This window comes from Sphaerotilus natans (assembly GCF_900156335.1).
In the GTDB taxonomy this organism is placed as follows: Bacteria; Pseudomonadota; Gammaproteobacteria; order Burkholderiales; family Burkholderiaceae_C; genus Sphaerotilus; species Sphaerotilus natans.
Genome location: NZ_FTMZ01000009.1, coordinates 41,062 through 55,933, shown reverse-complemented (window position 1 = coordinate 55,933; position 14,872 = coordinate 41,062). Strand labels below are relative to the sequence as shown.

The window sequence follows — 14,872 nt, the reverse complement described above, 5'->3', positions numbered from 1 at the left end:
CCCGGGGGCTGAACTGTCGGGAAGAATCGGGATCCATCGCCCGATTCGTTTCCATTCACCGACAGCCGAGGGAGTTCCGCCGTCCATGCCCCATGACGTCAGCCTGATCGCCACCATCGCCGCCGCCTTCGGACTGGCCCTGATCCTTGGCCTACTGGCGATGAAGCTCAGGCTGCCGCCGCTGGTGGGCTATCTGCTGGCGGGCGTGGTGGTCAGCCCGGCCACGCCGGGCTATGTGGCCGACGTGGGCCTGGCCAGCCAGCTCGCCGAGATCGGCGTGATGCTGCTGATGTTCGGCGTCGGGCTGCATTTCTCGCTCGACGATCTGATGGCGGTGCGCCGCATCGCGATGCCCGGCGCGATCGTGCAGATCGTCGTGGCCACGCTGCTGGGGGCCGGTGCGGCGATGCTCTGGGGCTGGAGCGGCGGCGCGGCCATCGTCTTCGGGCTGTGCCTGTCGGTGGCCAGCACCGTGGTGCTGCTGCGTGCGCTGGAGGCGCGCGGGCTGCTGAAGTCGGTGCAGGGCCGCATCGCGGTCGGCTGGCTGGTGGTCGAGGACCTGGTGATGGTGCTGGTGCTGGTGCTGTTGCCGGCCCTCTCGGGCCTGCTGGGCGCGCCCGCCTCCGGCACGACCGAGGCGGCCGCGGCCGGCGGCTCCGGCGCGCTGTGGAGCGCCATCGGCCTGACGCTGGCCAAGGTGGCGGCCTTTGTCGTGCTGATGCTGGTGGTCGGGCGGCGGCTGCTGCCACGGCTGCTGTGGTGGGTGGCGCGCACCGGCTCGCAGGAGCTGTTCACGCTCGGCGTGATCGCCACCGCGATCGGCGTGGCCTTCGGCGCGGCCAAGCTCTTCGACGTGTCCTTTGCGCTCGGCGCCTTCTTCGCCGGGATGATGATGCGCGAGTCGGAGTTCAGCCACCGCGCCGCCGACGAGACGCTGCCGCTGCGCGATGCCTTCGCGGTGCTGTTCTTCGTGTCGGTAGGCATGCTGTTCGACCCGGCGGTGCTGTGGACCGAGCCGCTGCGGGTGCTGTCGGTGGTGCTGGTCATCCTGGTCGGCAAGACGGTCGCGGCGGTCATGCTGGTGCTGATGCTGCGCTACTCGCTGGGCACCGCGCTGACGGTCGGCGCCAGCCTGGCGCAGATCGGCGAGTTCTCCTTCATCCTGGCCGGACTGGGCGTGACGCTCGGCCTGATGCCGGCCGAGGCGCAGAGCCTGGTGCTGGCCGGCGCGATCCTGTCGATCGCGGTCAATCCGGCGCTGTTCTCCCTGATCGCGCCCTTCGAGCGCTGGCTGCTGGCGCGCTCCGCCCTGGCGCGCCGGCTCGAGGCGCGCACCGAGCCGCTGTCGGCGCTGCCGACCTCGACCGACGAGACGCTGCTGCGCGATCAGGTCATCGTCGTCGGCCACGGCCGGGTCGGCCGGCCGCTGGTGCAGGCGCTGCAGGAGCGGCAGGTGCCGCTGGTGGTGGTCGACCTCGGCCGCGAGCGGGTCGACCGCCTGCGCGCCGAGGGGCTGGCGGCGGTCTGCGGCGACGCGGCCGAGCCGGAGGTGCTGGTGCAGGCCCATGTCGCCCAGGCAGCGATGCTGGTGGTGACCGCGAGCGACGCGCTGGCGCTGCGGCGCATGGTCGAGACCGCCCGCACCCTCAACCCCGCCATCCGCGTGCTGCTGCGCGCCGCCAGCGAGGACGAGGCCGAGCTGCTGCGCGGCGAGGGTCTGGGCACGGTGCTGACCTGCGAAAAGGAGTTGGCTCGGGGCCTGGGTCAGGGGGTGATCGAAGCGCTGGGTGCCGCGTTCAGCCCGCGCTCAGCCTGAGTGACGTATTGTCACGAAATGTTTCATGGGGCCGGTCTCCCGCTGGTTTCCGGCAGAGCAGCAACACAGAGCAGCAGCAGAGCAGACATGAATCCCTCTCCGGTGTCGATCCGCGTGGCCGGTCCGCAGGACTGGGCGTTCATTCATGCGCTGGTCGCGCAGCATTTCACCGGCCTGGTGGCCGAATCGGCGCTGTGCCACTGGCTCTGCCATGAGTCGCACCGCGTCTTTGTCGCCGAGCTGGGCGGGCGGCCGGTCGGCTTCATTCATGTCCAGCCTCGGCCGGCGGCCGGCGAGCTGTGGCTGAACCTGATCGCGGTGCATGCCGAGGCGCGCCGGGGCGGCGTGGCCGCGCGGCTGCTGGCGCACTGCGAGGCGCTGGCCGTCGGCCAGGGCCTGACGCGGCTGGCGCTGCAGTGCCACGTCGGCAATCCGCAGGGGCTGGCCTTCTACGCGCGGGCCGGCTTCCTGCGCGGCGAGCAGCATCACGATCCGGAGATCGGCCAGGATTTTGTGCGCCATGTGCGCGAGGTGCCGCCCGGCACCGCGGCCGCGGCCTTCGGCGCGGCGCCGTCGATCTGGGCGGGGCGGCTGCGGCGGCTACGTTACAACCTGACGATCGGGCGTACTTCGTCACTGGGTGAGTTGCGTTCTGCCGCTCCGATCGCACGCTAAAATCGCTCGCCATGCGCCGTGCCTTGCCTGTCCTGCTGCTGCTGGCCCTGCTCCTCCAGCAGCTGGTGTGGCCCTTGCTGCCTTCGCAGACGACGCGCACGGCCGAGATGCTCGCGCATGTGAGCATTCATCTCGACGCCATCGGGCATCACCACCACAGCGACAGCGCGCTGCATCTCGACGAGCGCTCGGATGATGCGGGCGTGCACACGCACCACGACGCCAGTGCGCAGAGCCAGCCGGCGATCCTGATTCCTCTGGCGACCTCGCCCCGTCTGCCGGCCTCCACGGCCGGCCCCGCCTACCTCCGCCCGTTCGAGCCGGACCCGGCGCCGGGCGGCCTGCTGCGCCCGCCCCGATCCCTCGGCTGATTCCGGTATTGCGAATGCGCCGGCCCGGCCTGGGCTGACGCGTCTCGGGCGCTCGCGCCCGGCATTCATCCGACACGAGGTTGATCTTGACTTTTCCCTCTCTCCTGGGGCGGCGTGGTGCTGCGCCCCTGTTCCTGCTGCTGGCCAGCCTGACCCCGCTGCTGGCGCAGGCCCACGGCATCTCCGCCGAGGACCGCCAGCGCATGCTCGACAGCGGTTATCTGCAGTACATCGGTCTCGGTGCCACGCACATGCTGACCGGCTACGACCACCTGCTGTTCCTGTTCGGCGTGGTGTTCTTCCTGACCACGTTCAAGGACGTGGCCAAGTTCGTCACCGTCTTCACGCTCGGGCATTGCATCACGCTGATCTTCGCCACCTTCTACGGCATCACCTGGAACTACTTCCTGATCGACGCGGTGATCGCGCTGAGCGTGATGTACAAGGCCTTCGACAACAACGGCGGCTTCCAGAAGCACCTGGGCATGGCCTCGCCGAACCTGCTCGGCATGGTCTTCGGCTTCGGGCTGCTGCATGGCTTCGGGCTGTCCACCCGGCTGCAGCAGCTGCCGCTGGGCGATGACGGCACGGCGATGCTGCTGCGCATCCTGAGCTTCAACCTGGGCGTCGAGTTCGGCCAGATCGCCGCGCTGACGGTCATGGTGGCCGTGCTGGCCGCCTGGCGTCGGCGGCCTTCGTTCGCCCGGTTCAGCTTCGCCGCCAACCAGCTGCTGATGCATGTGGGCGCGCTGCTGCTGCTGATGCAGCTCCACGGCTATCTGCACGACAGCGACCCGGACAGCTTCCGCTTCCCCGAGCAGGAGCACCGCCACATCCACGAGGACATGGATGTCGAGAAGACGGTCGATCCGAACCGCAACAGCCTTTGAATTTGCCCCTTCCTCTCACCAGGAGTCATCCCATGAACATCACCGTTTCCGCCTTCGCTGCCTCCGCCCTGAGCGCCGCGGCCCTGCTGTTCGCTCCGGCTGCCCACGCCGGCGCCGACGCCAGCTGCCACTTCCACGGCAGCAAGCCTGCCGCCGAGGCCACCGTCGTCGGCTGCGCGACGCAGTACAAGAACCAGCTCGTCGCCGGCAGCAAGGTGGACAAGTCCTGGCAAGACATCGCCAAGCCCGAGAAGGTCGAGCAGATCGAGGGCAAGAAGGGCAAGGAATGGCGTATTACCTTCCGCAACCCGGCCGTCACCGACAAGGCGAAGGACACGCTCTACCTGTTCTATTCGCTGCCGGGCAATTTCATCGCCGCCAACCACACCGGGCAGTGACGTGAATCCGGTCTGGCGTGGTGCGCTGCTGGCCTCGGCGCTGTTCGGGTTGAGCACGCCGCTGGTGCAGCAGTTCGGCCGCGGTCTCGGCCCCTTCGCCACCGCCGGCCTGCTGTACGCGGGCGCGGCACTGCTGGGGGCGCTGCTGCGCCAGCCGATCGAGCGCGAGGCGCAGCTGCAGCGCGGCGATGCCCCGCGCCTGCTGCTGATGGCGGCCTTCGGCGCGGTGCTCGGGCCGGTGGCGCTGGCCTGGGGCCTGCAGCACACCAGCGGGGCCAGCGCCTCGCTGATGCTCACGCTGGAGGCGCTCTTCACCGCCGTGCTGGCGCGGGTGCTCTACCGAGAATCGCTCGACTGGCGCGTGCGGGCCGCGATGGCGCTGATCCTGGCCGGCGGCGTGCTGCTGGTGCTCGATCAGTGGCCGTCGGGCTCGGCGGCGGCGTCCGGGCTGTTCGGGCTGCTGGCGGTGCTGGTGGCCACGATCGCCTGGGGCGCGGACAACACCGTCTCGCGGGCGCTGGCCGAGCGCGATCCGGGGCAGGTGGTGATGGTCAAGGCGGCGCTGGGCGCCTCGGCCTCGTGCGTTCTGGCGTGGGGGGCCGGCGAGCCGCTGCCCTCCTGGGGCGCGGGTCTGGCGCTGCTGGCGGTCGGTGCGTCCGGCTACGGGCTGAGCCTGCGCTTCTATCTCCTGGCGCAGCGCACCTTCGGCGCGGCGCGCACCGGCTCGGTGTTCGCGCTGGCGCCGTTCCTGGGGGCGGTGGCCGCCGTCGCGCTCGGAGATCGGCAGTGGGGCCCGGGCCTGCTGGCGGGCAGCGTGGCGATGCTGGCGGGCGTGCTGCTGCACCTGGCCGAAGCGCACGACCACGAGCACACGCACGAGGCGCTGGACCATGAGCATGCCCACCGTCACGACGACGGGCACCACGACCATGTGCACGATCCGATGCCCGAGGGCGAGCACAGCCACCGGCATGTGCATGCGCCGACCCGGCACGCCCACGCGCACGCGCCCGACGTGCATCACACGCACGCGCACTGATCAGCCCATCAGGCTCCTGAGCAGCCCCATGCCGGCGCACACCGCCAGCACCTTCACGATGTCCTGCTGATAGCGCCACAGCGCCACGAAGGCCACCACCGCCACCGCCGCCGAGAACACCTCGACCCCGCCCGAGAAGGGCGCGGCGGCCGTGGCCCGCGGCCACACCACATGCCAGCCGAAGAACAGCGCCAGGTTCAGGATCACGCCGACCACCGCGGCGGTGATGCCGGTCAGCGGCGCGGTGAACTGCAGCTTGCCGCGGGTGGACTCGACCAGCGGCGCGCCGGCCAGGATGAAGACGAAGCTCGGCAGGAAGGTGAAGAAGGTCGCCACGCCCGCGCCCGCCATGCCGGCCAGCGCCAGGGCGTCGGGGCCGAAGATCGCTTTTGTCCAGGCGCCGACGAAGCCGACAAACGCCACCACCATGATCAGCGGCCCCGGCGTGGTCTCGCCCAGCGCCAGGCCGTCCATCATCTGCGGGCCGCTCAGCCAGCCGAAGGTCTCGACGCCGCCCTGGTAGACATAGGGCAGCACCGCATAGGCGCCGCCGAAGGTCAGCAGCGCGGCCTTCGTGAAGAACGCGCCCATGTCGTGCAGCACCGGCTGGCCCTGGGCCGCCAGCAGCGCCATCGCCCCGGCCCACAGTGCGATCGCCACCGCCAGCAGCGCCAGCAGGCGGCCCCAGCGAAAACGCGCATGCGGCGGCGCTGGCGTGTCGTCGTCGATCAGCGCAGGCGCGTGGCCGGCCCGGGCCGTGCCGTGGCCGCCGCCACCGGTCTGGAAATGCTGCGGCGCCACCCGCCCGCCGACCGCACCGATCAGCCCGGCCGCCAGCACGATGGCCGGGAAGGGCACGTCGAAGCCGAACAGCGCGATGAAGGACAGCGCGGCCATCGCCTGCAGCACCCGGTTCTTCAGCGCCCGCCCACCGATTCGCCAGGCCGCGAAGGCGACGATGGCGACCACCGCCGGCTTGATGCCGTCGAACAGGCCCTGGACCGCCGGCACATCGCCGAAGGTCAGATAGACCCAGCTCAGCGCGGCGAGGATCAGCAGCGAGGGCAGCACGAACAGCGTGCCGGCGACGATGCCGCCCCAGGTCCGGTGCAGCAGCCAGCCCAGGTAGATGGCGAGCTGCTGCGCCTCCGGGCCGGGCAGCACCATGCAGTAGTTCAGCGCGTGCAGGAAGCGGCCCTCGCTGATCCAGCGCCGGCGCTCGACCAGCTCGGCATGCATCAGCGCGATCTGGCCGGCCGGGCCGCCAAAGCTGATGAAGCCGAGCCGCAGCCAGTAGAGGAGGGCTTCCCGGAAGCTCGGGTGAGCGGGGGGCTGGGCATTCATGCTCAGCGCCGCCAGAACTGCGGCGTGAACAGGATCAGCATCGCGAACAGCTCCAGCCGTCCGAGCAGCATCACGATGGAGCAGATCCAGGTCTGCAGGTCCGTGAGTCCCTGGTAGTTGTTCGCCGGGCCGACCTGACCGAGGCCGGGGCCGGTGTTGTTGATGCAGGCGACCACGGCGGTGAAGGCGCTGATGATGTCCAGCCCGGTCAGCAGCAGTGCCATCGTGCCGGCGGTCAGCACCGCGCCGTAGACCAGCATGAAGGCCTGCACCGAGAACAGCACCTGAGGCTCCACCACCGCGCCGCCCAGCGTCACCGGCCGCACCGCGCGCGGGTGCAGCAGCCGGGTGAACTCGCGCTGCACCTGCTTCATCAGCAAGAGCGAGCGGCTGAGCTTGATGCCGCCGCCGGTCGAGCCAGCACAGGTCGCGAAGCCGCACAGGAACAGCATCAGGATCGGCGCGAAGATCGGCCACTGCGCGTAGTCCACGGTCGCGAAGCCGGTGGTGGTCGCCACCGAGATGACGTTGAACGCGGCGTGGCGCAGCGCGGTCGTCCACTCCGGATAGACGCCATGTGCGACCAGGAAGACCGTGACCACCGCGACGCTGGCTGCCATCAGCGCGAAGAACAGCCGTGCCTCCAGATCGCGCCACAGCGGCCGCATCGAGCGCCGCTGCCAGATGCGGAAGTACAGCGCGAAGTTCACGCCGGACAGCAGCATGAACACGATCGCCACCAGCTCCACCTTCAGCGAGTCGAAGGCGGCGAAGCTGGCGTCATAGCCCGCCAGCCCGCCCAGGCCCATCGTCGAGCACATGTGCATGAAGGCGTCCGGCCAGCTCATGCCCGCCCAGCGATAGCCCAGCAGGCAGGCGGTGGCGATGGCGAAATAGACGGTCCACAGCCCGCGCGCGGTCTCGGCGATGCGCGGGGTGAGCTTGTCGTCCTTCATGGGACCGGGCGTCTCGGCCTTGAAGACCTGGCTGCCGCCCACGCCCAGCAGCGGCAGGATCGCCACCGCCAGAACGATGATGCCCATGCCGCCGATCAGCACCATGAAGCAGCGCCAGATGTTGATCGACACCGGCAGCTTCTCCAGCCCGGTCAGCACGGTGGCGCCGGTGGTGGTCAGGCCGGAGACGGCCTCGAAGTAGGCATCGGTGAAGCTCAGGCCGGGAATGTGCAGCAGCAGCGGGATCGCGCCGAACACCGGCAGCACCGTCCACACCAGCGTCGCCAGCAGGAAGCCGTCATGCGGCTGCAGCTCGCGGTCGAGGTGGCGGCAGTGCAGGAACAGGCCGGCGCCGATCGCGATGGTGATCGCCATCGACAGCGCGAAGCCCTCCTCGATGCCGTCATGCAGGAAATGCGAGAAGCCCAGCGGCACCGCCATCGTCAGCCCGAACAGCATCAGCACGCCGCCGAGGACCTTGAAGACCGGGTAGTAGTAGCGCATCGGATCGGCCGGCCGGTGTCAGAAGAAGGTCGCGCCGACCTGGAACAGCTTCTCGACCGCACGCACCTGGCGCTTGCTCGGCAGGAAGACGATGACGTGGTCGTCGGTCTGGATGACGGTGTCGTGGTGGGCCATGATGACCTCGTCGCCACGCACGATCGCGCCGATCTGCACGCCCTCGGGCAGGTCGATCTGCTCGATGCGCCGGCTCACCACCTTGGAGCTGCGCCGGTCGCCGCGCGCGATGATCTCCAGCGATTCGGCCGCGCCCTGGCGCATGCTGTGCACCGCCTCGATGTCGCCACGGCGCACATAGGCCAGCAGCTCGCCGATGACCGCATGCTGCGGCGAGATCGCCACGTCGATCTGCGTGCCCTGCACCAGCTCGGTGTAGGCGCGGCGGTTGATCAGCACGATGGCGCGGCGCGCGCCCAGGCGCTTGGACAGCAGGCCCGACAGGATGTTGTCCTCGTCGTCGCTCGACAGCGCGATGAAGACATCGGTCTCGCCGACATTGGCGTCGGTCATCAGGTCCTCGTCGGTGGCGTCGCCGTGCAGCACCAGCACCTCCGAGCCCAGCTCGGCGGCAAGGTACTCGCAGCGCTGGCGGTCGAACTCGATCAGGCGGATCTCGCAGCGGCCGCGCAGCTCGCGTGCCAGGCGCAGGCCGACCTTGCCGCCGCCGGCGATCAGGACGCGGCGCACCGGCCGGTCGCGCTCGCGCAGCGCGCACAGCACCTCGGTGACCGCGGCAGTGCGGGTCAGCACGAAGGCCTCGTCGCCGGCCTCGATGCGGGTGCTGCCGTCGGCCTTCAGCGGCTGGTCGCGCCGGAACAGGCCGACGACGCGCATGTCCAGGTTGGGCACCAGCGTCGGAATCTCGTCGAGCCGATGACCGACCAGCCGGCTGCCGGCACCCGCGCGCACGCCCGCCAGCGTGACTCGGCCGCCGGCGAACTCGATGACGCGCAGCGCCTCCGGGTACTCGACGAGCTTGCGGATGTAGGTGGTGACCGACTGCTCCGGGCAGATCACATGGTCGACCGCGAAGCCGCCCTCGCGCGCCAGCAGCGGCGCGCCCTCGACGAACTCGGGCGAGCGCAGCCGCGCGATGGAGGTGGTGACATTGAACAGGTCGTGCGCGACCTTGCAGACCGTCAGGTTGGTCTCGTCCTGCGGCGCGCAGGCCACCAGCAGGTCGCAGTCCTCGGCGCCGGCCTCGCGCAGCACCGAGGGCTGGATCGCGTTGCCGCAGACGCCACGCAGGTCCAGGCGCTCCTGCAGGTCGCGCAGCCGCTGCGGGTCGGTGTCGATGACGGTGATGTCGTTGCGCTCCGACACCAGGTGCTCTGCCACACTGGTGCCGACCCGGCCGGCGCCGATGATCAGGATGTTCATGCCGCGATTATCGGCAGCGGCGCTGACGCCGGGCCGCGCGCTGCCGCGTCGGGCTTGTCCGGGATCAGGCGGGCATCAGGCGGGCAACGCCACCGGCTGGCCGGCGAACCAGTCGCTCCAGGCCGAGGGGCGCGGCGCCGGGGTGCTCAGCGTGACCGGCTCGGCCAGGCCGGCCTCCAGCAGCGGGGCCAGCGCAGCGAGCGCCTGCCCCCGGTTCTCGTCCGGACCGAGCAGCTGGTCCAGGGGGGTGTAGCCGTTGAGGCGCATCAGCAGGCGCAGGGCCTCGGCGGGCAGTTCATGCTCCTCGAGCAGGGCGGCACGGCCCCGGTCGGTGCGCTGGAAGATCCTGTGGGTCATGGGCATTCCTCGAGCGTGAAGGAATTCGTTGTTTTAGACGGATGTCGTCCGGTTGTCACCGGGGGGCGCGATGGTAGCCGCAGTGCCGGCCCTCGTGCTTGTTCGCTCTTGTTTCACGCGATTTCATTTGGCGATCTGGGCCGTGCGGTGTCGATGCTGGTCTGCACGGTACCGGCGCCACAGCACCCAGCCTTGCCGGATCAGCAGCGCGCACAGATGCATCGCCAGCCCGGCGCAGACGATGTCGCTGGTGAAATGCCCGCCCTGCAGCACGCGGCCCGCACCGATGAGCAGCCCGGCGGCCAGGCCGGCCTGCTGCCAGCGTCGACGCCGCGCCGGCGTGCCCAGCAGGCCGACGGCTGCCAGCGCGAAGCCGGTGGCCGCATGGCCGCTGACGAAGGAGCAGTTGCGCTCGCAGCCGCCACCCGGCTGTCCGGCGGGCATGAAGTCGTGCAGGCCGCCGAAGGCCGAGATCTCCACCGGACGCGGTCGGCCCCACTGGTCCTTCAGGCCGACGTTGACCGTCAGCCACAGCCCCAGCACCAGCATCAGCAGCACGGCCGTGGCCTGGCGGCGCGGCCGCGGCGGCGTGTCCCGGCGCAGCACCAGCACCAGGGCGAGGATCAGGGCCAGCCGGCCCAGCCACGGCACCGCGTGATAGAGCGCCTGCACCGGCGCCGCCTGCCCGAGCGGAAAGCGCTCCAGTCCGGCGGCGGCCGCATCGTGCAGCGCGGCGCTGACCGCCAGATCGATCTGCGGGAAGAGGTTGAACAGCAGCAGCGTGGCGGCGGTCACCGCCAGCCAGCGCAGCCAGGCCAGACGCCAGCGCGGGTTCATCATCGGGGCTCCGTCGGGGCAGGGGTGTCGCGCAGCCGCGTCCGCCACAGCGTCAGCACCAGCGTGCGCTCGGCGCCCTGCGCGGTGCGGCTGCCGGCCAGCCGCACCGGCGGCTCCAGCCACGCCAGCCAGTCGGGTGGCAGCGTCTCGCCGTGACTGACGATCAGCAGCGGGCGCTGGCGATCGGCGGCCGAGGCGGTGCCCGGCCAGCCGGCCACCAGCTGGTAGTGATCGGCTGGCGGGCGCCGGCGGTCCGGCCGCCAGGCATGCCAGTCGGCGCCGGGCAGATCGCGCCAGGCATGGCGGCCGTGCGAGATCAGCGTGCGGTCGGCGCCGATCAGCACCGCGCCGGCGGCCAGCGGGTCGCGCGCGGCCGGGGCCAGGGCCTGCAGCGCCGGCTCCCAGCCGCGCATGCGCGCCCACAGGTCGAGCGAGCGCGGCGGCACGGCGCCTTCGCCGTGGATCCAGCGCGTCGCGCCACCGATCAGCGGCAGCGTGCTGACCAGCAGCAGGTGCAGCGCGACGACGACGCCGGCGGCCCGGCGCAGCGGCCGCCGCCCCGCCGGCGCCAGCCACAGCGCCAGCGCCAGCACCAGGCCCTGCATGGCCGGGGCGGTCCAGTTGATCTGCGCCTTGGCGTTCAGCGCCTGGGCCGCGCCGATGAGCAGCAGCGGCACGGTCAGCGCCAGCAGCAGCTCGCGCACCGCCGGTGGCAGCGCGGCACCGGCGGGCAGGCGCCGCCGCCAGCGCAGCCACAGCGGCAGCCACAGCGGCCCGCTCATCAGCCACTGGCCGCCCAGCCAGCCGGCCAGCGAGCCCAGCATGGCCAGCGCGGTGCGCGCGCCGGGCGGGCCGGCCTGCACCGTGATCTCGGCGGTGTGGTGCAGCGTCGGCCAGCCGGCCTGGGCATTCCAGAGCAGATGCGGCAGCAGCAGCAGCGCGGCCAGCGCGCAGGCCAGGGCCAGCGCGGGCCGGGGATCCGGCCCACCGTCATGGCGGCGCCGCCACAGCCACCCCAGCAGACCGGGCAGCAGCGCCGCCATCGTGTATTTCGACAGCAGCCCCAGGCCCAGCCACAGCCCGAGCCCCCGGCCGTCGGCGAGACGGCCCGAGCGGCGCAGCCGCCACAGCGCCCGCGCCGCCAGCGTCCAGCACAGCAGCAGCGGCGCGTCGGTGGTCGCCGCCAGCCCGAGCAGCCCGGCGACCGGATTGCTCAGCGCGATCAGCGTCGCCCAGACGGCGGCGCGCCGGGCGCGGTCGGCCTGCTCGGGCCAGGCGGCCTGCGCCAGGTCATGCGCCAGCAGGCCGAGTGCGACACCGGCGGCGACCTGCACCGCCATCGCCAGCCAGCGCACGCCGATCACCCCGTCCCCACCGATCGCGGTGGAGGCGGCGATCAGCGCGGCGATGCCGGGCGGCTTCGAGTAGTAGCCCCAGGCCAGCTCGCGCGACCAGCCCCAGTACTGCGCCTCGTCCACCTGCAGGCCGATCGTGGGGTCGTCGAGCACGCCGGCCAGCAAGGCCAGCCGCAGCAGCAGGGCCAGCGCGCCGAAGCCCAGCAGACGCAGCAGCAGGCGCGTGCTCATCGCGGCGCGTCGCCTTCGGTCGGCATCCGCACCTGCACCAGCACCAGCACCAGCACCAGCACCAGACCGTTGCGTTCGGCCAGCCGCACCGGCGCGGCCAGACCGGCTTCCTCGGTCAGTCGCGCCAGCTGGTCGGCGCGCACCAGCGCCAGCTCGCCTGGGCGGGGCGCGCGCCGCGGGGCTTGCCGGTCCAGATGAAAGGCAAAGCTGGGCAGATGCAGGCCCCACTGCACGGCCGCGGGCGCGCCCGGCTGCAGCTGGGCCTGCCGGGCCAGGTCGCGCACCGGCCCCTGCAGGCGCTCGCTCCACCAGGGCGAGAGCTGGCCGTGAATCCACAGCAGGCCGCACAGCGCAGCGGCGCTCAGCCGGGCGGTCTCGCTCAGGCGGCCGCGGGCGCCGGTCAGGCACAGCGCGGCCGCGGCTGCCGCCAGCAGCGCGCCGGCCGCCAGCGGGCCGGGCTCTGGCGTCGGCGCGGCCAGCAGGGTGCGGTACAGCGGGTCGGCGATGTGCTCGGCGCGCGCCTGCAGCGCCAGCGTGGCGCCGGCCAGCAGCGGCGCCAGCAGCATCAGCAGCGCCTGCTGCAGCCGCAGCAGCGCGCCGGGCAGCGCCTCGCCCGGTGCCTCGGCGGCCAGCAGCCGCCCGGTCAGCAGCGCCAGCGGCGTCAGGCCGTACAGCGCGTAGTGCGGCAGCTTCGTGCCCGACAGGCTGAAGAAGACGATCACGAAGCCGGCCCAGCCCAGCAGATAGCCCGCCAGCGGCTCGCGCCACAGCGCGCGCGCGCGGCGCAGCAGCTGCACCAGCAGCGGCGCCCACGGCAGCATCAGCAGCGGCAGCACCAGCAGGTAGTAGCCGAGGCTGCCGCCGTGGCCTTCGAGCGTGCCCTGGTAGCGCGACAGGTTGTGCCGCACCAGGAAGCCGTCGATGAAGGCCTGGCCATGCTGGACGAGCATCAGCGCATACCAGGGCAGGGCCACCGCCAGCATCAGCGCCCAGGCCGCCCCGTCACCCAGCAGGCCGCGCAGCCGCGTGCCGGTCGGCACCGGGCCGCGGTGCAGGGCGACGAAGACCAGCGCGGCCGCGCCCGGCACGATCAGCGCGATCGGCCCCTTGGTCAGCAGGCCCAGGCCGATCCACAGCGCAGTGCGGCGCAGCGCCTGACGCGCCGCGGCGCTGCCGGGCGCGGCCTCCAGATGGCGCCACAGGTCCAGCCCGGCCAGCGCCAGCCACAGGTTGAGCAGCGCATCGGCGGTGGCGGCGCGCCCGATCAGCGCCACGCCCAGCCCGCTGGCCAGCACCGCGCCGGCGCCCAGCGCCGCCGCATCGCCCCAGCGCGGCCGCGCGAACATCACGGTCGCCAGCACCCAGCCCCAGGCCGCCAGCACCGAGGGCAGGCGCAGCGCGAACTCCTGCTGGCCCAGCAGCGCCATCGCGCCGGCCTGCAGCCAGTAGATCAGGATCGGCTTGTCCCAGCGCGGCTCGCCGTTGAGCGTGGTGCGGCTCCAGTCGCCGCCGGCGAGCATCTCGCGCGAGGCCTCGCCGAAGGCGCCCTCGTCGACGTCGAGCAGCGGCGCGGCGCCCAGCCGCAGCAGCATCGCGCCGAGCAGCAGCAGCGCCCAGACGAGCCAGCGCGGCGCCAGCGGTTCAGGCGTGCGGTGCATCGCGGCCGTCGTCCTGGCGCACCACGTAGGGCTGGCCGTGGCGCGCGCCGTAGTAGATGCGGATCAGCAGCTCGGCCAGCACGCCGGTGGTCAGGAACTGCAGCCCGCCGATGCAGCAGAAGAAGCCCAGCGACAGCAGCGGCCGCCCGCCGATGTCCTCGCCCAGCAGCAGCTTCAGTCCGCCCAGATAGGCCAGCATCGCCAGGCCGGCGCCCAGCACCGCCAGCCCGATCACGCCGAAGAAATGCCCGGGCCGCGCCGCGAAGCGCTGGAAGAAGGTGACCGCCAGCAGGTCCACCAGCACCCGCAGCGTGCGCGACAGGCCGTATTTCGACGTGCCGTGCAGGCGCGGGTGGTGGTCGACCGGCTCCTCGGCCATGCGCGCCGGCGAGGTCACCGTCGACAGCCAGGCCGGGATGAAGCGGTGCATCTCGCCGTAGAGCCGCACCTCGCGCAGCACGCTGGCGCGGAAGGCCTTCAGGCTGCAGCCCAGATCGTGAAAGGGCAGCCCGGTGATGCGCCGGATCAGCCGGTTGGCCAGCTGGGACGGCAGGCGGCGCAGCCAGAAGCCGTCCTGGCGCTGCACCCGCCAGCCCGCGACGATGTCCAGATCCTCAGCCAGCAGGCGCTGCACCAGGCGCGGGATGTCGCGCGGGTCGTTCTGCAGGTCGCCGTCCATCGTCACGATGACGTCGCCCTGCGCGGCGTCGATGCCGGCCTGCATCGCGGCGGTCTGGCGGAAGTTGCGCGCCAGCGAGATCACCCGCACCGGCGCGCCGGTGGCGCGGGCGTGGCGGCGCAGCGCCGCGGCGGTGGCATCGCGGCTGCCGTCGTCGACGACGATCAGCTCCCAGGGCTGCGGGTAGGCCGCCAGCGCGGTGCGCACCGCGTCGATCAGCGCCGCGGCGTTGTCGACCTCGTTGTACATCGGCACGACGATCGACAGATGGTGCGCCGGCAGGGACAGGTGTGCCGGCGACGGCAGGCTTGCGCCTGCCGCCGCCACTTTCACCCCGGTGACCCCCATGGCGCCACTCCACGCC

14 protein-coding genes are annotated in these 14,872 nt (G+C 72.0%); 6 read left to right on the top strand and 8 right to left on the bottom strand.

What is annotated here, in order from left to right; genetic code table 11:
• Window positions 1-85 precede the first annotated feature (85 nt).
• From BW996_RS09935 to BW996_RS09910, 6 genes are all read left to right on the top strand, one after another.
• The gene (locus BW996_RS09935) at window positions 86-1,816 is read left to right on the top strand and encodes a cation:proton antiporter domain-containing protein (RefSeq protein ID WP_037478350.1); all 1,731 of its coding nucleotides are present in this window, start codon (window positions 86-88) and stop codon (window positions 1,814-1,816) included.
• Between the two features lie 87 nt (window positions 1,817-1,903).
• The gene (locus BW996_RS09930; RefSeq protein WP_162177948.1) at window positions 1,904-2,491 is read left to right on the top strand and encodes a GNAT family N-acetyltransferase; all 588 of its coding nucleotides are present in this window, start codon (window positions 1,904-1,906) and stop codon (window positions 2,489-2,491) included.
• An 11-nt stretch (window positions 2,492-2,502) separates the two neighbouring features.
• On the top strand, window positions 2,503-2,862 hold the full coding sequence (locus tag BW996_RS09925) for a hypothetical protein (RefSeq protein WP_037478351.1): 360 nt from the start codon (window positions 2,503-2,505) through the stop codon (window positions 2,860-2,862).
• Window positions 2,863-2,948: 86 nt separating this feature from the next.
• Window positions 2,949-3,752 (top strand): HupE/UreJ family protein, encoded by an 804-nt coding sequence (locus BW996_RS09920; RefSeq protein WP_241461826.1) that lies wholly within the window; start codon window positions 2,949-2,951, stop codon window positions 3,750-3,752.
• 32 nt (window positions 3,753-3,784) lie between these two features.
• A complete protein-coding gene (locus BW996_RS09915; RefSeq protein WP_037478352.1) occupies window positions 3,785-4,150 on the top strand; it encodes a DUF6488 family protein in 366 nt (121 codons plus the stop codon).
• Between the two features lies 1 nt (window position 4,151).
• Entirely contained in the window at window positions 4,152-5,189 is a 1,038-nt protein-coding gene (locus tag BW996_RS09910; protein WP_037478353.1) for a DMT family transporter, read from the top strand.
• On the opposite strand, the gene chrA is transcribed toward BW996_RS09910, so the two are convergent.
• From chrA to BW996_RS09870, 8 genes are all read right to left on the bottom strand, one after another.
• Window positions 5,190-6,533, bottom strand: a complete 1,344-nt coding sequence (gene chrA, locus BW996_RS09905) for a chromate efflux transporter (RefSeq protein WP_037478354.1) — start codon at window positions 6,531-6,533, stop codon at window positions 5,190-5,192.
• Window positions 6,534-6,535: 2 nt separating this feature from the next.
• Window positions 6,536-7,993, bottom strand: a complete 1,458-nt coding sequence (locus tag BW996_RS09900; protein ID WP_037478355.1) for a TrkH family potassium uptake protein — start codon at window positions 7,991-7,993, stop codon at window positions 6,536-6,538.
• An 18-nt stretch (window positions 7,994-8,011) separates the two neighbouring features.
• Complete coding sequence (trkA, locus tag BW996_RS09895; protein ID WP_037478356.1) at window positions 8,012-9,391, bottom strand: Trk system potassium transporter TrkA; 1,380 nt, start codon at window positions 9,389-9,391, stop codon at window positions 8,012-8,014.
• A gap of 75 nt (window positions 9,392-9,466) precedes the next feature.
• Window positions 9,467-9,748 (bottom strand): hypothetical protein, encoded by a 282-nt coding sequence (locus BW996_RS09890; protein WP_037478357.1) that lies wholly within the window; start codon window positions 9,746-9,748, stop codon window positions 9,467-9,469.
• Between the two features lie 123 nt (window positions 9,749-9,871).
• Window positions 9,872-10,585, bottom strand: a complete 714-nt coding sequence (locus BW996_RS09885; RefSeq protein ID WP_051631560.1) for a phosphatase PAP2 family protein — start codon at window positions 10,583-10,585, stop codon at window positions 9,872-9,874.
• A complete protein-coding gene (locus BW996_RS09880; protein WP_037478358.1) occupies window positions 10,585-12,171 on the bottom strand; it encodes an ArnT family glycosyltransferase in 1,587 nt (528 codons plus the stop codon). The genes BW996_RS09885 and BW996_RS09880 overlap by 1 nt, the downstream gene beginning before the upstream one ends.
• A complete protein-coding gene (locus BW996_RS09875) occupies window positions 12,168-13,829 on the bottom strand; it encodes a phospholipid carrier-dependent glycosyltransferase (RefSeq protein ID WP_051631561.1) in 1,662 nt (553 codons plus the stop codon). The genes BW996_RS09880 and BW996_RS09875 overlap by 4 nt, the downstream gene beginning before the upstream one ends.
• Complete coding sequence (locus BW996_RS09870) at window positions 13,813-14,856, bottom strand: glycosyltransferase family 2 protein (protein WP_051631562.1); 1,044 nt, start codon at window positions 14,854-14,856, stop codon at window positions 13,813-13,815. The genes BW996_RS09875 and BW996_RS09870 overlap by 17 nt, the downstream gene beginning before the upstream one ends.
• Window positions 14,857-14,872 lie beyond the last annotated feature (16 nt).